Raw genomic sequence first — 23,608 nt, 5'->3', positions numbered from 1 at the left:
CTTGTCCGGCCGATGGTCAGCCGGACAGTCTGAAGCGAGAAGCCGAGTTCAGAGGCGGATCTCGGCGATGACCTCACCGTACTCTGTCTCGCCGACAGGGGTGAATCCCACACGCTGGAAGAATGCTTCGGGACCGTCGTCACCGGCTTCGTAGATGACCGTGACACAGTCCATGCCGCGCTCGCGTGCCTCTTCGAGAAGTTTCTCGACGGCGAACCGGCCCACGCCGCGCCCCTGGTCGTCCGCGTCGACGTTGATACGCCACAGAACCGACCGGAAGTGCTCGATCGGCACCTCGGGGTCGAAGTTCGCGCTGACGAACCCGACGACTTCGTCGCCGTCCACCACGACCCGTTGCCACGAGGTCTGCGGGTTGACGACGGTCGCGGCGATGCCGTAGCTCACCGGGGCGAGGAACTGTTCCTGGCCGGGCTTGAGCGACATGTTGTTCACCGCGACGATCGTCTCGGCGGACAGTTCCACAACCTGCAGCTCAGCCATACGCACAGGCTAACCGCAAACGGCTCGATTGGTTACTCCCCGGCGTGCACTGTGGACGGATTTATCTCGACGTCGAGACAATTTCGCCGTGTGCGTTAGGCTGGATCGGACTCCGAACGAAGGCGACACAGGTGACCGATTCGACCATTGTCTACACCTACACCGACGAAGCGCCGGCCCTCGCGACGGCCTCGTTTCTTCCCATCGTCCAGGCGATCACGCGGAGGGCCGGCGTCGACGTCGAGACCCGCGACATCTCCCTGGCCGGCCGCATCCTCGCGGCATTCCCTCAGCAGCTGACACCCGAGCAACAGGTCGGCGACGCACTCGCCGAACTGGGGGGACTGGCCACCCTGCCCGAGGCGAACATCATCAAGCTCCCCAATATCTCGGCATCCATTCCTCAGCTCAAGGCGGCGATCGTCGAGCTGAAGGAGCAGGGCTACGATGTGCCGGACTATCCGGATGAGCCCCGCACGATCGAAGAGAAGGACGTCCGCGCCCGCTACGACCGCATCAAGGGGTCGGCCGTCAACCCGGTCCTTCGCGAAGGCAACAGCGACCGCCGTGCTCCCGGCGCGGTGAAGAACTACGCACGCAAGTACCCGCACACCAACAAGCCCTTCGCGCCGGGATCGAAGACGCGCGTGGCGACGATGGGACACGACGACTTCAAGAGCAACGAGAAATCGTGGGTGGCCGCGCACGATGACACGCTCTCGATCCGTCATGTCGCCCAGGACGGCACCGAAACCGTCCTCAAGAGCGACTTGAAGGTGCTGCCGCGTGAGGTCATCGACGCGACCTTCCTGTCGGCGGGGGCGCTGGACGCGTTCCTCGCCGACACGCTCGCGCAGGCAGAAGCCGACGACGTGCTGTACTCGGTGCACCTGAAGGCGACGATGATGAAGGTCAGCGATCCGATCATCTTCGGACACGTGGTGACCACGTTCTTGCGCGACGTCTTCGCGACGCACGGGGAGAAGCTTGCCGCCGCCGGTCTCACGCCCGACAACGGGCTCGGATCGATTCTGTCGGGCCTCGACGCTGTCGACGGCGGCGCCGAGATCAAGGCCGAGATCGCGACCGCGCTGGCCGCAGGCCCCCGACTCTCGTACGTCAACTCCGACAAGGGCATCACCAACCTGCACGTGCCCAGCGATGTGATCGTCGACGCGTCGATGCCCGCGCTCATCCGCAACGGCGGAAAGATGTGGGGCGTCGACGGCGAAGAAGCCGAGACTCTCGCGGTGATCCCCGACTCGTCCTACGCCGGCGTCTACCAGGCGGTCATCGACGACGTCATCGCGAACGGTCCGCTCGACCCCGCGACGATCGGCACGGTTCCGAACGTCGGACTCATGGCGCAGAAGGCCGAGGAGTACGGCAGCCACGACAAGACTTTCGAGATCTCAGCGCCCGGTGTCGTGCAGATCCTGGACTCTGACGGCGTCGTGCTCATCGAGCACACGGTGGAGGCCGGTGACATCTGGCGCGCGACGCAGACCAAGCACATCCCGATCATGGACTGGGTGAAGCTCGCCGTCACGCGGGCGCGTGCGACGGGCGCGCCTGCGGTGTTCTGGCTCGACGTCAACCGCGCGCACGACGCCCAGTTGATCGCCAAGGTGCACCAGGGCCTTGCTCTGCTCGACACCAAGGACGTCGAGATCGTCATCCTTCCGCCGGACGAGGCGACGCGCTACACCCTCGCCCGCATGCGGCGCGGCGAAGACACCATCTCGGTGACCGGCAACGTGTTGCGCGACTACCTCACCGATCTCTTCCCGATCCTCGAGGTCGGCACCAGCGCCAAGATGCTCTCGATCGTTCCGCTGCTCGCCGGTGGCGGGCTCTTCGAGACCGGCGCGGGCGGGTCGGCTCCGAAGCACGTGCAGCAGCTCGTCGAGCAGAACTATCTGCGGTGGGACTCGCTGGGTGAATTCTTCGCGCTGGCCGCGTCGCTGGAACACCTCGCGACCACGACCGGCAATGATCGCGCGCAGGTCCTGGCCGACACACTGGATGCCGCGACCGGCACGTTCTTGGAGAACGACAGGTCGCCCGGCCGCAAGCTGGGCTCCATCGACAACCGGGGGAGCCACTTCTACCTCGCGCTCTATTGGGCTCAGGAACTGGCCCGCCAGCAGGCCGACACCGAGCTTGCGCAGATCTTCGGTCCCGTCGCCGAGGCGCTCGCGGCGAACGAGCAGAAGATCGTCGATGAGCTCGCCGCCGTGCAGGGCGCGCCGGTCGATATCGGTGGGTACTACCGACCGGATGTCGACCTCGTCGATGCCGTCATGCGTCCCTCGACCACGCTGAACGGCATCGTCGACAGCATCTGATCCGACGGTGAAGAAGCCCCGGCCGGCAGGCCGGGGCTTCTTCGTCGGTATGGGTCGGACGTTCGCGAGCGGATGCGGCGCGCCGCATTCCGCTCAGTATTGGACGCGTACCTCGGTGCCGACGGCCGACCAGTCGTAGACGAACTTCGCGGTCGCGGGTGGCAAGTTCACGCAACCATGGCTCATCGTGTTGCCGAAGTTGTTGTGCCAATACGCGCCGTGGAGCGCCTGGTCACCGTTGAAGTAAGCGAGCCAGGGGACGTCTTCAGTGCAGTAGGGGGCGCCTTCGAAGCAGCCGAGGTCTTGCAGGGGCGTCTTCCAGTTGATGCGGAAGTTGCCCACGTGTGTGGGGGAGCCGGCGAGGCCGGTCGAGGCCAGGTAGGAGCTGACCAAGCCGCCGTTCTCGTACAGGTAGACCCGCTGATCACTGAGGTCGACGACGATGTTCCGCGCCAGCGCGGTGGTCGCGAACGGGGTCTGTTCGACCGGAAGCTGGAAGACGCCGTCGCCTTGCGCGAGCTGTGCGGCGTAGTCACTCGACACTGTGGACGTCTCGCCCAGGACGCGGCCGTCGACACCCGCGATCTCTTCCCGGAGCACCTCCCCGCCGGTGTCGGTGATGACGCGCGCGTCGACGGCGTCGCGATTCACCGCCTCGGCGAGGCCGGGCACGAACTCGGCGATGGCGTCCTCGTCGGCGGTGATCTCGAAGGTGCCGCGGTCGCCGGGAGTGACGGTCAGCCACGACGCGGCGATGTCGCGCGAAACCGGCACCGTGCGCTCGTCGCCGACGTAGAAGCCGGCGGTGTCGAGGATCTCGTTGAGCGACGACACGGTGGCGTCGGCGACGTATGTGGGCGTGAGTGCCGTCACCGGCGTGGCAACGGCGTCGAATTCCAGACGCGTCTGGCCGGACGTGTAGGCGTCTTGGAGGGCGAGGCGCAACGCGTCGACATCGATCCCCGTGCCTTCGACGGCGGGGGTGGCGACGTAGCTTGCGGTTTCGGCATCGAACGACACGACAGCGTCGACGGGGTCGGTGTACAGATCCGGGGCTGCTGCGCGCAACGCGGCCGTCGCGGCCTCTGCATCGAGCGCGATGCTCGCGTCGAGCGGCTCTGCGAACCATGCCGAGACGTTCCACATGGGGTGTTCGGCGAAAGCGGTGTCGGCGAGGGCGCGGCCGTCGACGGTCGCGCCGAGATCGGCGCCCGTGACCTCGACGTCTCCGCCGGCACCGGTGAGGACGACCGTCGTGTCGGCCAGTCGGCTCTGGAGGGCATCGGTCGCCGCCCCCGCGGTCAGCCAGCCGACCGGAACGCCCGCGACGGCCGTGCCGGGTGCGATGAGCACGAGCGACGAGGCAGCGACGGCGATCGCGGTCACGCCCGCGGCGATACCGACCCACATGCCCACCCGGCGCTTCTTCGGTGCTTCGTCGGCGGGGGCCCACTGGTACTCGGGCTCGGGGGCCGGACTGTCGTCGACGAAGGTTTCGTCGTCGACGAGCGTGTCGGCGGCCCCACTGTGTTCTGCGTCGGCGTCTGGCCTGATCGCGAGATCTGTCACGCAACACCCCCCCGGCTGGCAGATTCGTCCCTCTCTATGATAAACGACCCGCTCGATCGTGGGGACAACGGTCCGATCACATCCCTGTCGTCGTCGCGTCGAGGATGTAACGGATTTGTAAATCATCCGTTCAAAATGCACGAACGGCTTGCGTCCGGTTAGTTCGTAAGGTCTACTAACAAACATGACTGCATCGGAAGTGCAGCGCGGCTCTTCCTCTCCCGAGCCGACGCACACCACCGCGACGACTGTCGCGTCGCGACGCCAGGGGACCAAGGTCCTCCCCGAACACGCCCGCGCCCACAACCGGTCGTTGGTGTTGCAGACGCTGTTCCACCAAGGGGCCATGAGCCGGGCGGACCTTGCTCGCGAGACCGGACTGACCCGGGTCACCATCTCGGACCTGGTCGCCGAGTTGATCTCCGACGGCTTCATCGCCGAACTCGGCATGCGGGAGTCGACGGGGCCCGGCAAGCCGGCGATGCTGATCGACCTCGACCACTCCGGTCACCGCATCGTCGGCCTCGACCTCTCGGGGAGCGAGGCGATCATCGGTGCCGTCCTCGCTCTCGACGGAAGCATCGTCGCGCGGCGCGAGGTCGCACTGCCCTCGGCGGAAGGTCTGCTGGACGCCGTGGTCGAACTCGCCCGCGAACTCGTGACAGCCTCAGACGCGCCCGTGCTCGGGATCGGCGTTGGGGCACCCGGTGTGATCGATGAACGCGGCGTCATCCTCTCGGCCCCCAACCTCGGGTGGGTCGGCTTCGACCTCGAAGGCGCACTTCAGAACGCTCTCGGGCTGCCGGTACTCGTCGCGAACGACGCCAATGCCGCGGTCCTCGCTGAGTACACCTTCGGGGGCGCCGGCGACGACGTCCTCCTCGTTCGCGTCGGACGTGGTGTCGGTTCGGGTCTGCTCGCGGGCGGCCGCCCGCTGCGCGGAGCACGCTCGGCAGCCGGCGAGATCGGACACGTCACCGTCGGAACGGACGGCGGGCCGACCTGCGTGTGTGGCAAGGTCGGATGCCTCGAGGCCTGGCTCTCCGTGCCGGCTCTGACCCGGCACCTGTCGGCTACCGGCCCCGAGGAACGCGAGCGCGTCCTCCGCGATGCGGGCGAGCGCCTCGGAATCGCTCTGGCGCCCGTGGTGGGCGCTCTCGACCTGTCGGAGATCGTGATCTCGGGTCCCTCTGAACTTCTCGACGGTGCGCTCACCGAGCAGACCGTCGAGACCCTCCGTGCCCGCACACTCGCCGAGTTCCACGACGGTGTGCGCGTTCGCATGACGGAACACGGCGAGGACATCGTCCTCCGAGGTGCCGCCGTCATGGTCCTTTCCGGACAACTCGGGGTGTCGTAGCGACTCGACGGCATCCGCATCCCCCCGGACGGTCACCCGACCCCCGGAACGCCAAGAAGAGAAGGAATCACCATGAACAAGAAGCTCGGAGCACTGGGGCTCGTCGGCGCTTCCGCTGTCGTGCTCGCCGGTTGCGCGGGCGGTGGCGGAACCACTCCCAGCGAACCGGAGACCGGTGAGCTGACGGTGTGGCTCGTCGGCACGGATACCCCGCAGACGGCGCGAGACTACCTCACCGAGACGTTCGAGTCCGAGAACGAGGGCTGGACACTCGTCATCGAGGAGAAGACCTGGGCGGATGTGTCGGACACCTACACCGCGGCATTGTCGTCGAACGACTCGCCGGACGTCGTCGAGGTCGGCAACACGCAGGCGCTCGGGTTCGCGGATGCGGGTCTGTTCCTCGACATCAGCGACATCGAGGGCGACCTGGGCGGCGACGACCTGCTCGGAGGGCTCGTCGAGGCCGGCACCTACGAAGGCGCACTGTACGCAGCGCCCTACTATGCCGGCGGACGTGTCGTGTTCTACAGCCCGATGATGGTCGACGAGGTCCCGGCGACACTCGATGACTATGTCGCCGAGGGCGTCGCGATGACCACCGACACCGTCTCGGGCATCTACGCCCCCGGTAAGGACTGGTACAACGCCTTGCCCTACATCTGGGCACACGGTGGTGAGATCGCGGTGCAGGACGGCGACACATGGGACGCGCAGTTCTCGAGCGCAGAAAGCCTCAAGGGCCTCGAGCAGCTGCAGGACGTGTACGAGAACGCCACGATCGCACCGGCCGACGGCAACGAACTCCAGGCCAACATCGCCTTCTGCGACGGCGAGGCCGGATTCATCTCCAGCCCCGCCTGGGCCGCGGGTAACCTCACGGGCGCCTGGCCGTGGGGTGACGAGGCCGCCGGTGAAGAGGTCGAAGAAGGATGCCCCGACACCTACGCCAAGGACCTCGGTGCCTTCGCCCTCCCCGGCCTGACCGAGGGTGAGACCGCCCCGATCTTCGCCGGTGGATCGAACGTCGCCGTTGCGACCAAGAGCGAGGCGCCCGGCAAGGCCAAGGCCGCGCTGACGATCATGCTCTCTGAGGAGTACCAGAAGCTGCTCGCCGAGCAGGGCCTGACGCCCGGAATCGTCTCGGCCGCGCAGTACCTTCCCGACACCCCCGTCGCGAAGGCGCAGGCTGAGGCGCTCGCGAACTCGAAGTTCACCCCGACGAGCCCGAACTGGGCTGAGGTCGAGGCGGCGCAGATCATCCCCGACGCGCTCGTCAAGATCGCTGAGGGCGGAGACGTCGCCCAGATCGCGGCTGACCTCGACGCGCAGATCGAAGCCATCCTCAACCCGTGATCCTCGTGCGAGGGGTTCCACCTCGGTGGAGCCCCTCGCTCGGGACCGATCCCTCGGTCGGACTCAGGTGCAGCCCTGCGTCCGATCCGGTGACCGGTCCGCTCCACGACCCATCGACGCGGCGACCGGCCGCACGTCCTCCCGAGAGGAGCTGACATGACCGCCACAGCGACCCCGATCGTCACTCCCGATGACACCGCGCGTCCCGGGCCCGACCGCACACGCGGGCGTGCGCGTCGCGAAGCGAGAGGCGCCGCAGCGCTGCTCGCCCCGTCGCTCATCATCCTCGGCGTGATGGTCGGCTACCCCGCCGTACTCATGCTGATCCAGTCGTTCACCGACTACACGGTGAAGAACAAGGTACTGGGCACGTGGCCCGAATTCGTCGGCTTCGAGAACTACGTCGACCTGTTCACGCAGTCCGATTTCCCCGCCGTGCTCATGCGCAGTCTCGGTCTCATGGTCGTCCTCACCGTGCTGAACATGTCGTTCGGGGTCATCGTCGCCGTCTTGATGACGCGCCTCGGGCGGGCGTGGCGGATCGTCGTCTCGATAGGCCTGCTGTTGGCCTGGGCGATGCCGCCGTTGACGGCGACCGTGGTGTGGGGCTGGATCTTCGACACCGAGTACGGGGTGGTCAACTGGACGCTCAACACCCTCACGGGCACGAGCGACTGGACCAACCATTCGTGGTTGCTCAACCCGTGGTCCTTCTACTTCGTGCTGACGATCATCATCGTGTGGCAGTCGGTGCCGTTCGTCGCCTTCACGACGTATGCCGCGCTCGGACAGGTGCCCGGCGAGGTGCTCGAGGCGGCATCCCTCGATGGTGCGACGGGGTTCCAGCGATTCCGCCTGGTGGTCATGCCGTACCTGCGAAGCGTGCTCACCGTCGTGTTGGTCCTGCAGATCATCTGGAATCTGCGGATCTTCACCCAGGTCTATGCGCTGCAGAGCAGAGGCGGGTTGGCCTCGGAGACCAATGTTCTCGGCACCTACCTCTTCCGGCAAGGGGTCGGTGAATTCGGAGCCACCGCGGCGATCGGGGTCACGATGGTGATTCTGCTCCTCGTTCTCTCCTGGGGATACGTCCGCACCACGCTGAAGGAGGAGGAACTGTGAGCACCCAGGTCAACGCGGCCACCGAGCTCGGAACGCTGGGCGTCGGTGAGGTGCTCGGCGAGGGCGGTCGCCCGAAGGCGCCCCGCACCCGCAGTATCCGCGCCCGCCGTCCCTCCCCGCGACGGGTCGCCGTGCGCACGCTGCTGAACGTCGCCGCGGCGATCGTCTTCGCGCTGAGTGTCTTTCCCGTCTATTGGATGGTGAACATGTCGTTCACCCCCAACAGCGACATCGTCAGCCGTACGCCGAGCTTCGTCCCGCTGGATTTCACCGTCGCGAACTACATCACGGCCTGGACGCGTGAAGCGGCACCCGGCCAGACGGACTTCCCGCATGCGCTCGGTGCGACGATGACGGTCACCGCGGGCGTTCTGGTTGCGACGTTGCTCTTCGCGTTCCTCGCCTCGGTCGCTGTTGCCCGCTTCCGGTTCAAGGGGCGCCGGGCCTTCATCGTGTCGGTACTCGTCGTGCAGATGATCCCCGGCGAGGCGATGATGTTCACGATCTACGGGATGATCGACGACTGGCGCCTCATGAACACCTTCCTGGGACTCGGGATCGTCTACACGGCGGCGGTCATTCCGTTCACGATCTGGACACTGCGCGGATTCGTCGCCGGGGTCCCGGCCGATCTCGAAGAAGCGGCCATGATCGATGGGTGCACCAAGTCCCAGGCCTTCTGGCGGGTGACGTTCCCGCTGCTGGCACCCGGACTCGTCGCCACCGGTATCTTCGCGTTCATCCAGGCGTGGAACGAGTTCACGATGGCTCTTCTGATGATGAAGGGGTACAACCTCACCCTCATGCCGTGGCTCAACGCGTTCCAATCGTCGTCGGTGGGTGGAGCCGTCAACTGGGGGGCGGTGATGGCGGGTTCGACCCTCATCGCGCTGCCGGTCATCATCTTCTTCCTCATCGTCCAGGGTCGCATGACCGGCGGTCTCGTCGCGGGCGCGGTCAAGGGCTGATGGGCGTGCACGCATCGTTCGTCTCGCGCGAGGGGACGAACCCATGAGGGTCGGCTTGGATGTCGGCGGGACGAAGACGGACGCCGTGTTGGTCGATCCTGCGGGGACCGTCGGTGCGCGCGTCCGCCTCGCGACGGGGTGGGGTCCGGATGCCGTGACCTCCACGGTCGTCGAGGCCGTCGGACGTCTCGCCACCGCGGCGGGTGTCCCGATGAGCGCGTTCTCGACGGTGGGTGTCGGCATTCCCGGTCAGGTGGATCCCGTCGTCGGAGCGGTATCGCACGCGGTCAACCTCGGCATCGATTACCTCGACCTCGCCGGCGCGGCGGGGCGCGCACTCGAGTTGCCCGTCCACGTCGAGAACGACGTCAAGGCGGCGGCGCTGGGCGCTGCGGCTCTCCACGGCGGTGAGGGCACGATGGCTTATCTGAACCTCGGCACCGGCGTGGCTGCGGGTATCGTCCGCGACGGTGAACTCGTGCGCGGTACCCGGGGCGGCGCGGGCGAGGTCGGACACATCTCCGTCGATCCGAACGGCCCGCGTTGCCGGTGCGGACAGCGCGGCTGCATCGAGGCGCTCGCCGGCGGGGGAGCGGTCGCCGAGCGGTGGGCGAAGCCCGGAGCCTTTCCCGTTCGCGATGTCTTCGACGCCGCTGATGCGGGTGATCCCCTCGCGGTGCGGTTGCGTGGTGACCTCGCGTACGGCGTCGCCTCGGCGGTTCGCGTCTTGGTGCTGACAGACGACGTCGATACGGTCGTGCTCGGTGGCGGGGTGTCGACTTTGGGAGCACGTCTTCTGGAAGATGTCACCGAGGTGCTCGACAGGAGTGCGGTCGAATCGGCGTTCCTGCGCTCGCTGAGTCTGCCTCAGCGCCTCGAGATCCTGCCGGCGGGGTCGCCGGCGGCGGCGCTCGGCGCCGCGCTCGTGGGCGATGCGCGCGACGGCGTGCTCTTCGGACCCTGACCGATGCGGTCGCGTCAGGCGCTGAAGACCTTGCCGGGGTTCAGAATGCCTTGCGGGTCGAAGACCCGCGCGATCTGCCGCTGGAGCTCCCACTGATCATCGCCGAGCTCATCGGCGAGCCACCGTCGCTTCAGCACGCCGACACCGTGTTCGCCGGTGAGCGTGCCGCCGAGCCGTAGCGCGGCATGGAACAGGTCGTCGGCCGCATCCCAGATGTGCGGAGGCACCTCGACCACGCCGTCGGCGTCGGGCTCGGCGTCGAAGACGAAGTTGGGGTGCAGATTGCCGTCGCCCGCGTGCGCAACGGTCGGGATGACGAGTTCGTGCTCGCGCTCGACGCGGGCGATCTCATCGAACATCGCAGGGAGGGCGCTGCGCGGCACCGCGACGTCTTCGATGAGCGCGGTGCCGAGGGTCTCCATGGCGGGATGCATCGATCGTCTTATCGCGAGGAGGGCCTCACCCTCATCGCGGTCGTCGGTGCGGATGACGGTGCCGCCCGCAGCGGTGAGCACGCGGTCGATCGCGGCGGCTTCGGCAGCGGCGGCGGGGCCGTCGGTCTGAAGCGTCAGCTGCGCTGTGCCCGGCACGGGAACGGCAAGTCCCAGGAGCGAATGGACGGCGGTGAGGCTCGCGGCATCCATCAGTTCCATGATCGCCGGCTGGACCCCCGAGGCGGTCACGGCGGCGGATGCGGTGGCGGCCGCGCGCACGTCGGAGAACGTCGCCGTGATGGTGCAGACCTCACCGGGGACGACCCGACGCAGCTTGAGGGTGGCGCCGACGATGACACCGAGGAGCCCTTCGGAGCCGATGACGAGGGACGTGAGGTCAAGACCGGTGACGCCCTTGACCGTGCGATGGCCGAGCGACAGCAGGCGTCCGTCGGCGAGGACGAGATCGATGCCGAGGACCGCGTCCCGCACGACGCCGTACTTCGCGCAGAGGAGTCCGCCGGCGCCGGTGGCGATGTTGCCGCCGACGGTCGAGATCGCGCGGCTGGCGGGATCGGGCGCCCACCACAGCCCGTGCTCGGCGAGCATCGCGTTCAGATCACCGTTGAGGATTCCCGGCTCCACGACCGCAATGAGGTCATCGGGGCGCACCTCGAGCACCGCGTCCAGGGCGCGCACCGACAGGGCGATCTCCCCGCCTCCGGTGTTCGCGCCACCGGCGAGACCGGTTCCCGCGCCCCGGGTGACGACCGGCGTGGCCGTCGCCGTGGCAATGCGCATCGTTTCCTGCACGTCGGCGACACTCCGCGCGTGCACGACGGCGAGAGGAGTGCCTGCGGCGGCGTGGCCGGACTTGTCGGCCCGCGCCGCGTTCAGAGACGACGGTCGCGTGTCGACACGGTCACCCAGCGCCGCACGCAACAGCGTCAGCGCGCTCGGCGTCTCGCTCATGCGAAGCGGCGACGACCGCTGATCACACCGACGGTCACGGCGATCACGCCGAAGGCGACACCGATCCAGGCCATGTCCATGCTCCACCACGCTATCGTCGCCGAGGCGTAGACGAGCAGCTCGACGACGGCGCGCACGAACGGGTGCACGGCGAGTACGGCCCGTGGCGTGACGAAGAGTGCCCACACGAGGATCGCGAGCACCGGTGCGCCGATGCCGAGCACGATGTTCCACGGCAGCGGCCAGCTGACGAATCCCCACAGGGCGAGCGACGCGAACGCGAAGAGACCGCACAAGAAGGCGGCGATGTCGATGGCCGACGGACGTACGCGCATCCCGGGAGCGGGCTCGGCGGGCTTGTGAGGCGTGACGTTCACATGGTCGGACATGGCCTCCAGTCTAGATCGCGGCGGGGGTCACTCCGTCGTGGCCTGGGAGGCATCCCAGGCGTCGAGGATCTCCTCAAGGCCCACGAGGTCACTCAGGCGGTAGGACGCATCGGGGCCCGCCGAGGTGCCGGCGATGAAGCGGATGCGCAGTCGCGCGTCGAAGATGACGTCGGCGAGTGTCGGCCGCAGGACGACGGTGGCGGAGCCGGACCCGTCGAGGGTGACGGTTCCGCGCGAACTGCCCGCGAACACGACGTCGACGCTCGCGCCGGGCGTTCCGTTCACCCCGACGGTCACCGTCAGGCGCGAGCCGTCGAACACCGCGGTCGCGCCACCGACCGTCGGCGAGCCGGCGGGAAGCTCAGGCTCGGTGGGCCGCGGCGTGGGCGTGGGAGTCGGTGTCGGGGTCGTCGTCGGCGCCGGGGTGGGAGTCGCCGTGGGCGTCGCAGTCGGCGTGGGAGTGGGCGACGGCGCAAGGGTCGGCGTGCTCGTCGGCTCCGGGCTCGGCGTTGCCGTCGGTACCGGCGTCGGTGTCGTGGTCGGCACAGGCGTCGGCGCCGCGGTCGGGGCAACCGTCGGCACCGGGCTCGCGCTCGGCGCCGGTGCAGCGGGTGCGCTCGGCGCGGCATCGGTCGGCGGCTCGGAGGTCACCTCGGGGGCGGGGGGCTGCGTCGGCGCCGCGGCAGGAGTTGCCGTCGACGTCGATGTCGGGGCCGGGAGCGGTGCGGGCGCCTCCGGCGCGGGCTCGACGATCGAGACTCCTTCGGCCTCGACCGCCGGCGGCGTCGTTCCGGGGAGGACGACCGCGGCGGCGACCACCGACCCGACGACGACGACCCCGGCCGCGGCCAGGCCCACCACCGCGCCGACGCCGGACAACAGACCGCCGGATGCCGCGACGGTCGCACCGGCGCCCGCGGCGGCTGCGCCGCCGGCCGAGGCCGATCCCGTGCCGGACGCGGCGGCCGAGGCGGACCCGGCCGTGGACGATCCCGAGCCGGCGACCGACCCGACCGTGCCTGCGGGGTCGACGGGCACGAATGCCGCGCCGCCGCCGGGCGACACCGCCACCGCGCCGTCGACGACGGCGGACGGCATCGCGGCCATCGCCACGAGCGGCATCCCGCCGCCCTGGAGCGACGCGAGATAGGCGCCCGCGCCGGCGGCGCCGACCGTGAGAGGCAAGAGGACGAGGGCGAGTCTGCTGCCGACCTCTTTGGCTTCACCGGCCACGATCGCGCAGCGGGCGCACTCTGCGAGGTGCGTGTCGACCTTGCCGAGATCGCGGCGTCCGAGGTTCTCGCGCGCATAGGCGCCGAGTCGTTCGATCGTCCACTGGCAGGCGGAGCCGTCTTCGACCGAGCGCAGGTGCGCTTGGATCCAGGCCTCACGCAACCCCTCGCGGGCGCGGAAGGTGAGCTGCGCGACCGCCGTGGCCTTCATGCCGAGGAGGGGGGCGATCTCGGAGGGCTTCATGCCTTCGATCTCCGAGTACCACAACACCTCCTGCCAGCGTGTCGGCAGGCTGCGGAATGCCTGATGGGTCAAGCTCCGGTCGAGGGCCTCGTCCGTGGCCTCCTCGCTCGTGGCGGGGTCTTCGACGGTGTCGAGGACGTCGATGGCTGTTTCTTTCCGCGCACGTCCCCACCCGGCCGCGGTGTTGCGGATCGATGTGAAGAGGTAGGCGCGGAACGAACCGGTGGGCCCGCCGCCCTTCTGGATCGACTGATAGATGCGGGTGTAGGCCTCCTGGACGAGGTCGTCCGGGTCAAGACTCGACGACACCGAGCGGGCGACCGTCACTCCCGACCGATAGTGCCGGCGCCAGAGTTCGCCGAATGCGGCGCGGTCACCGGACCGCGTACGCAGCACGAGGTCGGCGTCTCCCAGTTCGGTGACGCCGGACGCATCATGCGTAGACATTCGGACTCCCCAAGTCGGCCTTTTCGTCGATACACGGGCCTCCCAGCGCGCCGTGCATCCTCTCATGAGACGCGGCAAGGCCCGTTTCATTACGCGACTCTCGACCATTCTCCCTGGTCGACCGGCGTTTGTCTCCCGGCTCACACTCAGGATCGACCCGCGCGTGCGTACGCGCGGAGGTCCGTGGCCGAGTACGGCATCCCTGCTCAGAACTTTTCGAAGAATTTCTCCGAAGTCGCGTAATAGACCCCGCGGGGGCCCATCTCTTGGGGTGAGAACGTCGCTCGCGCTCCCGTCGGGGGGCAGGAGCCGAGAGCCGGAATCGGAACGCCAGAACTCCGATGCGCCGGTGGCGGGTTCGGAGAAAACTCGGGGGAGGGTTCTCCGAACCCCGCCGACGCTCAGCCGAGGGGGCTTTGCGGCCGCTGCACCAGGGGGTGGGTGCGGCGGCCGCCACTTTCTTTCGTGGGCGTGATGCCTCAGTCGACGTCGACGTCGACGGCCGCGCCGCCCACCCACACCGCGCGCACCTCGTAGTCCGCGGTGAGCAGCACCGCATCCGCCAGACGGTCGGGTTCGAGCGCGCCGAGATCTTCGCGCCCCAGGACCCGTGCCGGTGTCGCCGTCAACGCCGTGACGGCATCGGGCAACGCGACTCCGGCCTGCGTCGCGACGCGAAGCGCGACGTCCTGTGTGAGCGTCGAGCCGGCGATCGCGCCGCCGTCGACCAGGCGCGCCACCCCATCGACGACGTCCACGGCGAGCGGACCGAGCTCGTATCGGCCGTCGGCAGCACCGGCGGCGGCCATCGCGTCGGTGACGAGGGCCACGCGCCCGGGCGCGGCGGCGAACGCGATCCGGATCACTTCGGGATCGAGGTGCACGCCGTCGGCGATCAGCTCGAGCGTGACACGAGGGTCGGCCGTGGCGGCCGCCACCGGCCCCGGCATGCGGTGATGCAGGGGCGGCATGGCGTTGAACGCGTGCGTCAGCAGACGTGCGCCGGCATCGAAGGCGGCTGCGGTCGTCGCCGCGTCGGCGTTCGTGTGACCCACCGCCGCGACGGCGCCGGATGCGGCGATCGCGCGCACGGCGTCGATTCCGCCCGGAAGTTCGGGAGCGAGGGTGACCTGGCGGACGGTGCCACGTCCGGCATCGAGGAGTCTCCGGACGAGATCGCCGTCAGGATGCCGCAACAAGGATGGGTCGTGCGCTCCCTTGTGGCCCGGGTCCAGGAACGGGCCTTCCAGGTGCGTGCCGAGAATATCGGGGGAGGAGTCGACGAGGTCGGCGACGACGGCCGCGCGTTCCGCCAGATCGTCGATGTCCGCGGTGACGAGTGAGATGAGCGCACGCGTGGTGCCATGTGCGCGGTGGAACGCCCGCGACGCCAGGATCGCCTCGGCGCCGTCTTCGTGCGAATGGGTGCCGCCGCCGTGGCCGTGCAGGTCGATGAAGCCGGGCGTCAGGATCGCACCGTTCCCCGCGACCGCGACGGCGTCGATGATCGTGTCACCGTCGCGCGCGAACGCCTGCCACGCATCGGCGTCGCCCGTGCCGATCACGTGACCGTCGTCGAACGCGACCCACGCGTTCGGGCGCTCGACGCCTCCGTCGACGAGTCGCGCCGAGTGGATGATCGTGGTCATGGGCGTCCCTTCTGCCACGGAATCTCCGCGGACTCGTCGAACCCGATCCCGAGGCTGTGCCACAGCGGGGCGAGTCCGCCCACTCGCTCGCGGAAGCACGTCCAGGTGCGATCCGCGCCGTCGCGCGGGGACCACGACGCTTCTGCGGCGGCAGCGATCCGGGGGAATGCCATGCGGTCGAGATCCGCCAGGTCGCGGATCGTCTCGGTCCACAGAGCCGCCTCGATGCCCAGGATGTCGTCTTCGCCGATGCCGTCGATGACGGCGGTCGGTTCCCAACGGTAGGCGCGCTCGACGCTCGTCGGACCGTTCGCCCACGTGAGGCCGAGATCGGCATCCGCGGTCGGTTTCATGTCGAGATAGACCGCGTCCGCCGGAGAGAGGATGACCCGCGAGCCGTTGCGCACGAAGCGTCGCGCCCGCTCGTCCATGCCGTCAGTGGGGGAGACGAACCCCCAGTACTGTCCCACGGTCGCATCGTGCAGGTCGTCGACTGCGCCCGCCTCGTGCCACGTGAGCGGGGTCTTGCCGAGGGCGTCGACGATCTGCGTCGCTCGTTCCATGAAGTCGGCGTAGTCCCCCGCAGCCGTCCCGAGCGCTTCGTCGCCACCGATGTGCAGGTAGGGGCCGGGGGTGAGCGCGGCGAGCTCGCCGAGCACGTCTGCGACGAACTCATAGGTGCGCTCGTCGCGGATGCGCAGCGACGAGAAGCCGACCGCGAGGCCTTCGTACGGCACGGCCGCCCGCGGATCCTCGCCGCCGAACTGTGCGATGGCGTCGCGGATCTCGTCGGTCATGACGGGAGGTTCGGCGATATCGGGGTAGGCGACGCCGACGGCGTGCGTGTGGCCCGGAAGATCGACTTCGGGAACGACCGTCATATGGCGCTCTGCGGCATACTCCACGATCGCCCGGTAGTCGGCCTTCGTGTAGAACCCGCCCGCATCACCGCCCACCGACGTCGAACTCGCCCGTTCGGTCAGGAGCGGACGCGAGTCCATCTGCAGGCGCCATCCCTGGTCGTCGGTGAGGTGCAGATGGAGCATGTTGAACTTCAGGCTCGCCGCGCGATCGATGAACGCGAAGACCGTGGCGACGGGCTGGAAGTGTCGCGCGACGTCGAGCATCACGCCGCGGTACCCGAACCGGGGGGCGTCGTCGATGCGTGCGGCGGGGATCGACCAATCGCCGGTGTCGTGGGTGATCAGCTGCGCGAGCGTCTGCATGCCGTAGAAGAGGCCGGCGGCGTCCGCTCCGACGATGCTGACGGATGCCGCATCCACCCGCAGGCGATAGCTCTCGGGAGCGCCGCCCGGCTCGATGTCGAGGACGATGTCGGCATCCGAGGCGGTGGTGAGCGTGATCCCGGTGCGCCGCCGAACCACCTCGGCGAGGGCGGCACGGGCATCGCCGGGGCCCGAGACCGTGGTCGTCGGGACGAGGTGGAAGCCCGCGGCATCCGCCGTCTGGACGACGGCCGGAAGGGGGACGAGAGGAGCGGTCACGGTGCCTCCATTGTGGTGGGTGGCGCGCGCGACGTCACCCGTGTTCAAGTAAAGCGTCCTAACAAAAACCTCGGACCACTGTATCGGTCGTCGCTCCGATATGCTCGGAGCGTCGCGACTGGCGTTGAGGTGGGACACCACCGGGGAGCGGCTGACTACGGCATTCGACCGCTCGCCTGGGTCGGGTTTCGATTCGTCCGCAGACGCGGACTTTCTCAACCGCCGGTCTGCGTACGCAGCCCAGGAGCCGCAGTCAGGAGATCGAATGACCGATCAGTTCTTCAACGCCCCGCTCGCCGAGGTCGACCCCGAGATCGCCCAGGTGCTCGAGCGTGAGCTCGAGCGTCAGCGCGGGTATCTCGAGATGATCGCCTCCGAGAACTTCGTTCCGGTCTCGATCCTGCAGTCGCAGGGCTCGGTGCTCACGAACAAGTACGCCGAGGGTTACCCCGGTCGCCGCTACTACGGCGGGTGCGAAGAAGTCGACGTCGCCGAAGAGCTCGCGATCCAGCGTGCGAAAGAGCTCTTCGGTGCCGAATTCGCCAACGTGCAGCCGCATTCCGGAGCGACCGCCAACGCGGCCGTGCTGCACGCGATCGCCCGTCCCGGTGACACGCTGCTCGGACTCTCGCTCGATCAGGGTGGGCACCTCACCCACGGCATGAAGATTAACTTCTCAGGCCGCCTCTACGACATCGTCGCCTACGGTGTCGACCCTGAGACCTCGGTCATCGACATGGACGAGGTGCGTCGCCTCGCCCTCGAACACAAGCCGAAGGTCATCATCGCGGGATGGTCGGCCTACCCGCGTCAGCTCGATTTCGCCGCGTTCCGCGCGATCGCCGACGAGGTCGGCGCGACCCTCTGGGTCGACATGGCCCACTTCGCCGGGCTGGTCGCGGCAGGTCTGCACCCGAATCCGGTGCCGCACGCCCACGTCGTCTCGTCGACCGTGCACAAGACGATCGGCGGACCGCGCTCGGGGTTCATCCTCACCAACGACGCCGATATCGCCAAGAAGATCAACACGGCGGTCTTCCCAGGCCAGCAGGGCGGCCCCCTCATGCACGTCATCGCCGCCAAGGCGACGGCGTTCAAGCTCGCCGGTACCCCCGAGTTCCGCGAGCGCCAGGAGCGCGTCGTCCGCGGCGCCGCGCTCATCGCCGACCGCCTCTCGCGTGCCGACGTCGCCGAGGCCGGCATCTCGGTGCGCTCGGGTGGAACCGACGTGCACCTCGTGCTCGTCGACCTCCGTGACGCGGCGATCGATGGCAAGCAGGCAGAAGACCTGCTGCACGAGATCCACATCACCGTCAACCGCAACGCGGTGCCCAATGACCCACGCCCGCCGATGGTGACCTCGGGGCTTCGGATCGGCACACCCGCCCTCGCGACGCGCGGATTCGGCGACGCCGAGTTCGCCGAGGTGGCCGACATCATCGCCTTGGCGCTCCTGCCCGGCGCAGACGTCGAGGCGTTGCGCACGCGCGTCGCGGCGTTGACGGCGGCCTTCCCGCTTTACCCCGACCTCGCCCAGTAGAGGCCCCCTGCACCGCGAGAATTGCTTTCGACGGCGAGAATCTGCCTCGGGCGATTCTCGCGACCGAGAGCGATTCTCGATCTGAGAGGAGCGGTATGACCGCGCAGAAGTTGGACGGCAAAGCCGCGGCCGCCGAGATCAAGGCCGAGTTGCGGGAGCGCGTCGCCGCGCTCGCCGAGAAGGGCGTCGTTCCCGGAATCGCGACCGTGCTCGTCGGGGCCGATCCCGCCTCGCAGCTGTACGTCGGGATGAAACACCGCGAGTCCGAGGCGATCGGCATGAACTCGATCCAGGTCGAGCTGCCCGCCGACGCGTCGCAGGCCGACGTCGAAGCGGTGATCGACGAACTGAACGCCGACGACACCTGCCACGGCTACATCGTGCAGCTTCCGCTGCCGCGCCACATCGACACCGACGCGATCCTCGAGCGGATCGACCCGGCGAAGGATGCCGACGGGCTGCACCCGACCAACCTCGGGCGCCTCGTGCTCAACGTCAACACGCCGATCACCTCGCCGCTGCCGTGCACGCCGCGGGGCGTCATCGAGTTGCTCGTGCGCAACGGCTACGACCTCGCCGGCACGCACGTCGTCGTCGTCGGGCGTGGTGTGACGATCGGTCGTTCGATCGGTCTCCTACTCACGCGACGCGAGTACAACGCGACCGTCACCCTCACCCATACCGGCACGACCGACCTCGGCGCGCACCTGGCGCAGGCGGACGTCATCGTCGCCGCGGCGGGGGTGAAGCACATCGTCCGGCCCGAGCACGTGCGGCCAGGAGCGGCAGTGCTCGATGTCGGCGTCACGCGCGAGGTCGACCCCGAGACAGGCAAGAACCGCGTGCACGGTGATGTCCATCCGGACGTCGCCGAGGTCGCCGGATACCTCTCTCCCAACCCGGGCGGAGTGGGGCCGATGACGGTGGCGCTGCTCATGACGAACGTCGTCGAGGCGGCCGAGCGATCCTTGGTTTGACGCTCGGTCGGCGGCCTCGCTCGGGTCGGAGTCCGTCTACGCCGTGAAGCGCGCGAGGAATTCGCGTGTGCGCGCTTCGCGTGGAGCACCGAACACCTGAGATGGTGGGCCCTCCTCGACGACGATCCCGCCGTCGAGGAACAGCACGCGCGTCGCGACGTCGCGGGCGAATGCCATCTCGTGTGTGGCCATGAGGATCGTCGCACCGTCGACGGCGAGAGTGCGGACGAGTTCCAGCACCTCGCCGACGAGCTCGGGGTCGAGGGCAGAGGTGATCTCGTCGAGAAGGATGACCTCGGGGTCCGTGGCGATCGCGCGCGCGATCGCCACGCGTTGCTGCTGCCCGCCGGAAAGTCGGTCGGGATGATCGTGGGCCTTGTCGGCGAGTCCGACGCGCGCGAGGAGATCCACGCCGCGGGCATCGGCATCCCTCCGCGACATCCGCCCGACCACGCGCGAGGCGAGTGTCACATTGTCGAGCACCGACAGATGCGGGAAGAGGTTGTAGTGCTGGAAGACGATGCCGAACCGGGCGCGCACGCGGTTGGCGTCGACGCGAGGATCGGAAATGTCGTCGCCACCGAGGCGGATGACGCCGTCGTCGATCGGCTCGAGAAGGTTCAGACACCGCAGGAGCGTGGACTTGCCCGAACCGCTCGGTCCGATGACGGCGACCACCTCGTTGCGGGCAAGCTCGAACGAGATCCCGCGGAGGACCGCGTGATCGTCGAAGGACTTCCACAGGTCGGTGGCTTCGAGGACGGTAGTCATATCAGTGATCCCGTCTGCTCGCGGCGCCGCAGCCGGTCTGTGTACCAGTCGGTGAGGCGGATCGTCGGGATCGCCAGAAGGATGAACAGGATGCCGGCCACGATGTAGGGCGTGAAGTTGTAGGTCTGCGACGCTTCGATCTTGGCGGCGAGGACCGCGTCGGCGGCGCCGAGGATCGAGATGAGCCCGACGTCCTTCTGCATCGCCACGAAGTCGTTCATGAGCGGCGGCGTGATCTTGCGCAACGCCTGCGGCATGACGACACGTCGAAGCGTCTGGGTGTATCCGAGCCCGAGGGCGCGCGCGGCCAGACGCTGTGAGGGGTGCACGGCTTCGATGCCCGCGCGGATCACCTCGGCGACGTACGCCGAGTAGGTGAGTGTGACGGCGAGCGTTCCGAGGAGGATCGCGGGCATGTAGGTGCCGACCAGGGTGGGGATGCCGAACCCGACGAGGTAGAGCACGATGATGAACGGCAGCCCGCGGAAGATGTCGGTGTAGGCGGCCGCGAGCACGCGCAGCGGGAAGAACACCGGGCCGGGCAGGGTGCGCGCGACGGCGATGATGACCGCCGCGACGGCGACGGTGACGACCGACAGCGCGAGCACCTGGAGGTTCAGGAGGAATCCGTCCCACACGCGGGGGAGCGCCTCCCAGGCGATGGTCGGGTCGAAGAACGCGCCCTGCACCGCCGTCCATCCGGGGGTGGAGACCATCGTCAGCCAGACGATGAGCGCGAACGCGACCGACGAGGCGATCGCCACGAGTACGGACCGGCGGGACTGCCGCGTGCGGAACGCCCGCCGATCCTGCTCGAGTGCGCTCGGGATGTGCCCGCGCGCACCGCCTGTCGAGGTGAGGTCGGATGTCACTGCAACAGTGTGACGCCCTGGCCGGATCCCAGCCACTCGTCGGTGATCGCCGCGAGCGTGCCGTCGGCACGAAGCGTCTCGATCGCCGCGCTCACCCGGTCGGTGAGCGGTGAGTCTTTCGCCAGCACGATGCCCCATTCGTCGGGCACGCCGCCGGCGGGCAGCTCTCCGATGATGAACGAGTCTTCGATGTACACCTCCGTCGCGAGATACGCCGTGGGCAGGTCGATGACGAACGCATCGATCTGTCCGGCGCTCAGCGCGGCGGTCACATCTTCGTTGGAGCTGAAGAGCGACGGCGTGACATCCGGGGCGACGACCTCTTCGAGGGTCTGCGCGGACGTAGACCCGGCCATCGCGCCGATGCGCAGGCCCTTGAGGCCCTCGATCGAGTCGACGCCGTCGGCTGCGCCGCCCTCGATGGCGACGACAGCCTGACTGGCCGAGTAGTACGGCGCCGAGAAGTCGACCGCCTGCGCGCGCTCGTCGGTGATCGTGTACTGCTGGATGTTGAAGTCGAAGTCCTTCGGACCGGGGGCGATGGCGGCTTCGAAGCTCGTGCGGGTCCAAGCGACGTCTTCGGGCTCGAACCCGAGTTCGGCCGCCACGGCATAGGCGATCGCCGCCTCGAACCCCTCGCCCGAGGAGGGGTCGTCGTCGATGACGTACGGGTAGTAGGCGATGTCGCCGGTGGCGATGGTCAGCGTCCCCGGGGTGAGGTAGCCCTCGTCGGTCGAACCGGTTTGTTCCGCGTCCGCGTTGTCGGTTCCGGTGGTGCAGCCGGTGAGCGCCAAGGTGGCGACGGCGAGCGCGGCGACGGCCGAGCGCAGCAGGACAGGACGGAACATGGGGCCTCCAGGGTGCGGGCTGTGGTGCGGGTTCACGGCGACATGATCGAGCGGCGGATGTCTGTTCGCGCAAGGCCGGATGATATTTGAACCCAGGCCAATATTAGACCCTCGCCGCGTCGCGAGGGTCATCCGGCCGGTGCTCGCGTTACGTCCTCAGATCGTCGAGCATCCTGCGCTGCTCGGCCGTCAGCCCGTCGTAGTGGTCCTTCGACGGGGCCGGTGACGTGGTCTCCGGTGCGGCGACCGGTGCCGCATCCTTGCCCGTGGCCTTGTCGTAGATCGCGCCGGCCTGCGTCTCGAGTTTGTCGTCGATGAGCGAGTACACGCCCCAACCGATCATCAGGATCAACGGGGGCAGGATGTACCCCCAGAACCAGTTGCCGACCTGCACGCCCGACAGCAGCACGGTGACGACCCACACCACGACCGCGACGCCCGCGGTGACGGCGAGCCCGACCAGCCACTCCATGAACTTGCCACGCGGGCGGCTTTTCGGTTCGGCCAGTCCGCGGAACATCTTCGCCACGAGCGGCTTCACCCACAGCACCAGTGCCGTCAGCACGATCCCCGCCCACAGCGCCGACCAGCCGACCCGCGCCGGGGTGAGCCAGCCGATGAGCAGCAGCACGACGACGTTGAACACCAACAGCGACGCGAACCGGACGACCCAGGCCTTCATGGCATCAGCTTCCCACGACCGGCGGACGGCGCGGAACTCACGAGATCGACGCGGGGCGGTCGAGGTCGTCACTCGGGAGGTCGTCCGCGGTCGCCGACACGGTCATCTCGGTCAGGTTTGCGCGACCCGAGACCGTGGTCAGGAATGCGGTGTCTGCGGCATCCCGCCCTGTGGAGATACGCACGAGCGTCGACCGCGGTGCGAGTGTCGTCGCATCCACGACGCACCATGCGCCGTCGATCCAGGCCTCGGCGACGGCGTGGAAGTCCATCGGGTCAAGCCCCGGCGCGTAGACCGCGACCAGGCGTGCGGGGATGCCGACACCGCGCAACAGCGCGACGCACAGGTGCGCATAGTCGCGGCACACGCCCTTGCGGCTGAGCAGCGTGGCCGTCGCGCCGTCGGTCGGTCCCGACGAGCCCGGCACATACGACAGCTGCGTGCCCACCCACGACGACACCGCGATCAGTGCGTCAAAGCCCCGCGCTGCCCCCACGACAGCGGCGGCGGTCGCTGCGAGCTCGTCCGAGGGCGCATACCTGCTCGGCCGGGCGTATCGCAGCAGGTCGGTCTCGCCCGCGGTCGCGGTGGTGCCGTGGCCGAAGACCATCGCACCGTATTCGACGATCAGTCCGCCGGGTTCCGCGGTGAGCCGGTGTAGTCGGGTGCCGTGGACATCCGAGAGCTCGTGGACCTCGACCTCGTGGCCGTCGAGCGTCGCGGACATCTGCTCGTGATTGAGCGCATAGTGCCGTGATGGGGCGATCGCGAAGACGAGATCGGAGGTGTCGCGGACGTCGAGAACGATCCGGCTGGAGACATCGCGCTGCATGGCTCAAGAATGGCAGAGTCGCGAGG

Annotated in this window: 20 protein-coding genes and 1 riboswitch; of the genes, 8 read left to right on the top strand and 12 right to left on the bottom strand. The window is 68.4% G+C overall.

Going from position 1 to position 23,608, the window contains the following annotated elements; all coding sequences use genetic code 11:
* Positions 1 to 48: 48 nt before the first annotated feature.
* The gene (locus tag ACFQZV_RS12960; RefSeq protein ID WP_378754091.1) at positions 49 to 501 is read right to left on the bottom strand and encodes a GNAT family N-acetyltransferase; all 453 of its coding nucleotides are present in this window, start codon (positions 499 to 501) and stop codon (positions 49 to 51) included.
* A 131-nt stretch (positions 502 to 632) separates the two neighbouring features.
* Here ACFQZV_RS12960 and ACFQZV_RS12955 point away from each other — a divergent pair, with 131 nt between their 5' ends.
* The gene (locus tag ACFQZV_RS12955) at positions 633 to 2,849 is read left to right on the top strand and encodes an NADP-dependent isocitrate dehydrogenase (RefSeq protein WP_378754089.1); all 2,217 of its coding nucleotides are present in this window, start codon (positions 633 to 635) and stop codon (positions 2,847 to 2,849) included.
* A gap of 93 nt (positions 2,850 to 2,942) precedes the next feature.
* On the opposite strand, the gene ACFQZV_RS12950 is transcribed toward ACFQZV_RS12955, so the two are convergent.
* Positions 2,943 to 4,418 carry a L,D-transpeptidase family protein gene (locus tag ACFQZV_RS12950; protein WP_378754087.1) on the bottom strand — a complete coding sequence of 492 codons (1,476 nt, stop codon included), beginning with the start codon at positions 4,416 to 4,418 and terminating at the stop codon, positions 2,943 to 2,945.
* Between the two features lie 184 nt (positions 4,419 to 4,602).
* Here ACFQZV_RS12950 and ACFQZV_RS12945 point away from each other — a divergent pair, with 184 nt between their 5' ends.
* The 5 genes from ACFQZV_RS12945 to ACFQZV_RS12925 all read left to right on the top strand — a co-directional run bounded on the left by ACFQZV_RS12945 (position 4,603) and on the right by ACFQZV_RS12925 (position 10,188).
* Positions 4,603 to 5,778: an ROK family transcriptional regulator gene (locus ACFQZV_RS12945; RefSeq protein ID WP_378754085.1), complete on the top strand. Its 1,176-nt coding sequence runs from the start codon at positions 4,603 to 4,605 to the stop codon at positions 5,776 to 5,778.
* Between the two features lie 72 nt (positions 5,779 to 5,850).
* Complete coding sequence (locus ACFQZV_RS12940; protein WP_378754083.1) at positions 5,851 to 7,134, top strand: extracellular solute-binding protein; 1,284 nt, start codon at positions 5,851 to 5,853, stop codon at positions 7,132 to 7,134.
* A 156-nt stretch (positions 7,135 to 7,290) separates the two neighbouring features.
* Positions 7,291 to 8,256, top strand: a complete 966-nt coding sequence (locus tag ACFQZV_RS12935; RefSeq protein WP_378754082.1) for a carbohydrate ABC transporter permease — start codon at positions 7,291 to 7,293, stop codon at positions 8,254 to 8,256.
* Entirely contained in the window at positions 8,253 to 9,224 is a 972-nt protein-coding gene (locus ACFQZV_RS12930) for a carbohydrate ABC transporter permease (RefSeq protein ID WP_378754079.1), read from the top strand. Before ACFQZV_RS12935 ends, ACFQZV_RS12930 begins: the two co-directional genes overlap by 4 nt.
* A gap of 43 nt (positions 9,225 to 9,267) precedes the next feature.
* Positions 9,268 to 10,188, top strand: coding sequence for an ROK family protein (locus ACFQZV_RS12925; protein ID WP_378754077.1), 921 nt, complete (start codon positions 9,268 to 9,270; stop codon positions 10,186 to 10,188).
* Positions 10,189 to 10,202: 14 nt separating this feature from the next.
* Here the strand turns inward: ACFQZV_RS12925 and ACFQZV_RS12920 are convergent, their stop codons facing one another.
* The 5 genes from ACFQZV_RS12920 to ACFQZV_RS12900 form a co-directional block, all read right to left on the bottom strand.
* Complete coding sequence (locus ACFQZV_RS12920; protein ID WP_378754076.1) at positions 10,203 to 11,594, bottom strand: FAD-binding oxidoreductase; 1,392 nt, start codon at positions 11,592 to 11,594, stop codon at positions 10,203 to 10,205.
* Positions 11,591 to 11,983, bottom strand: a complete 393-nt coding sequence (locus ACFQZV_RS12915) for a YrdB family protein (RefSeq protein WP_378754074.1) — start codon at positions 11,981 to 11,983, stop codon at positions 11,591 to 11,593. The genes ACFQZV_RS12920 and ACFQZV_RS12915 overlap by 4 nt, the downstream gene beginning before the upstream one ends.
* A gap of 27 nt (positions 11,984 to 12,010) precedes the next feature.
* Positions 12,011 to 13,906, bottom strand: coding sequence for a sigma-70 family RNA polymerase sigma factor (locus tag ACFQZV_RS12910; protein WP_378783341.1), 1,896 nt, complete (start codon positions 13,904 to 13,906; stop codon positions 12,011 to 12,013).
* A gap of 479 nt (positions 13,907 to 14,385) precedes the next feature.
* On the bottom strand, positions 14,386 to 15,555 hold the full coding sequence (nagA, locus tag ACFQZV_RS12905) for an N-acetylglucosamine-6-phosphate deacetylase (RefSeq protein WP_378783340.1): 1,170 nt from the start codon (positions 15,553 to 15,555) through the stop codon (positions 14,386 to 14,388).
* On the bottom strand, positions 15,552 to 17,060 hold the full coding sequence (locus tag ACFQZV_RS12900) for a beta-N-acetylhexosaminidase (protein WP_378783339.1): 1,509 nt from the start codon (positions 17,058 to 17,060) through the stop codon (positions 15,552 to 15,554). Before ACFQZV_RS12900 ends, nagA begins: the two co-directional genes overlap by 4 nt.
* A 104-nt stretch (positions 17,061 to 17,164) precedes the next feature.
* A riboswitch (ZMP/ZTP riboswitch) is annotated at positions 17,165 to 17,249 on the top strand.
* Positions 17,250 to 17,325: 76 nt separating this feature from the next.
* On the opposite strand from ACFQZV_RS12900, the gene glyA reads away from it, so the two are divergent.
* Together glyA and ACFQZV_RS12890 are read left to right on the top strand one after the other, a co-directional pair.
* Entirely contained in the window at positions 17,326 to 18,600 is a 1,275-nt protein-coding gene (gene glyA, locus ACFQZV_RS12895; protein ID WP_378754197.1) for a serine hydroxymethyltransferase, read from the top strand.
* A 95-nt stretch (positions 18,601 to 18,695) separates the two neighbouring features.
* Positions 18,696 to 19,577 carry a bifunctional methylenetetrahydrofolate dehydrogenase/methenyltetrahydrofolate cyclohydrolase gene (locus ACFQZV_RS12890; protein ID WP_378754195.1) on the top strand — a complete coding sequence of 294 codons (882 nt, stop codon included), beginning with the start codon at positions 18,696 to 18,698 and terminating at the stop codon, positions 19,575 to 19,577.
* A gap of 36 nt (positions 19,578 to 19,613) precedes the next feature.
* On the opposite strand, the gene ACFQZV_RS12885 is transcribed toward ACFQZV_RS12890, so the two are convergent.
* From ACFQZV_RS12885 to ACFQZV_RS12865, 5 genes are all read right to left on the bottom strand, one after another.
* The gene (locus ACFQZV_RS12885) at positions 19,614 to 20,348 is read right to left on the bottom strand and encodes an amino acid ABC transporter ATP-binding protein (RefSeq protein ID WP_378754193.1); all 735 of its coding nucleotides are present in this window, start codon (positions 20,346 to 20,348) and stop codon (positions 19,614 to 19,616) included.
* Positions 20,345 to 21,220: an amino acid ABC transporter permease gene (locus ACFQZV_RS12880; protein ID WP_378754191.1), complete on the bottom strand. Its 876-nt coding sequence runs from the start codon at positions 21,218 to 21,220 to the stop codon at positions 20,345 to 20,347. The genes ACFQZV_RS12885 and ACFQZV_RS12880 overlap by 4 nt, the downstream gene beginning before the upstream one ends.
* Positions 21,217 to 22,068, bottom strand: a complete 852-nt coding sequence (locus tag ACFQZV_RS12875) for an ABC transporter substrate-binding protein (RefSeq protein WP_378754189.1) — start codon at positions 22,066 to 22,068, stop codon at positions 21,217 to 21,219. The genes ACFQZV_RS12880 and ACFQZV_RS12875 overlap by 4 nt, the downstream gene beginning before the upstream one ends.
* A 148-nt stretch (positions 22,069 to 22,216) precedes the next feature.
* Entirely contained in the window at positions 22,217 to 22,750 is a 534-nt protein-coding gene (locus ACFQZV_RS12870) for a hypothetical protein (protein WP_378754187.1), read from the bottom strand.
* Positions 22,751 to 22,787: 37 nt separating this feature from the next.
* The gene (locus ACFQZV_RS12865; RefSeq protein WP_378754185.1) at positions 22,788 to 23,582 is read right to left on the bottom strand and encodes a transglutaminase-like domain-containing protein; all 795 of its coding nucleotides are present in this window, start codon (positions 23,580 to 23,582) and stop codon (positions 22,788 to 22,790) included.
* Between the last annotated feature and the right edge of the window lie 26 nt (positions 23,583 to 23,608).

The organism is Microbacterium koreense (genome assembly GCF_042677105.1).
Lineage (GTDB): Bacteria > Actinomycetota > Actinomycetes > Actinomycetales > Microbacteriaceae > Microbacterium > Microbacterium koreense.
The sequence above is the reverse complement of the archived record's forward strand: the minus strand, read 5'-3'. Positions and strand labels throughout refer to the sequence as shown.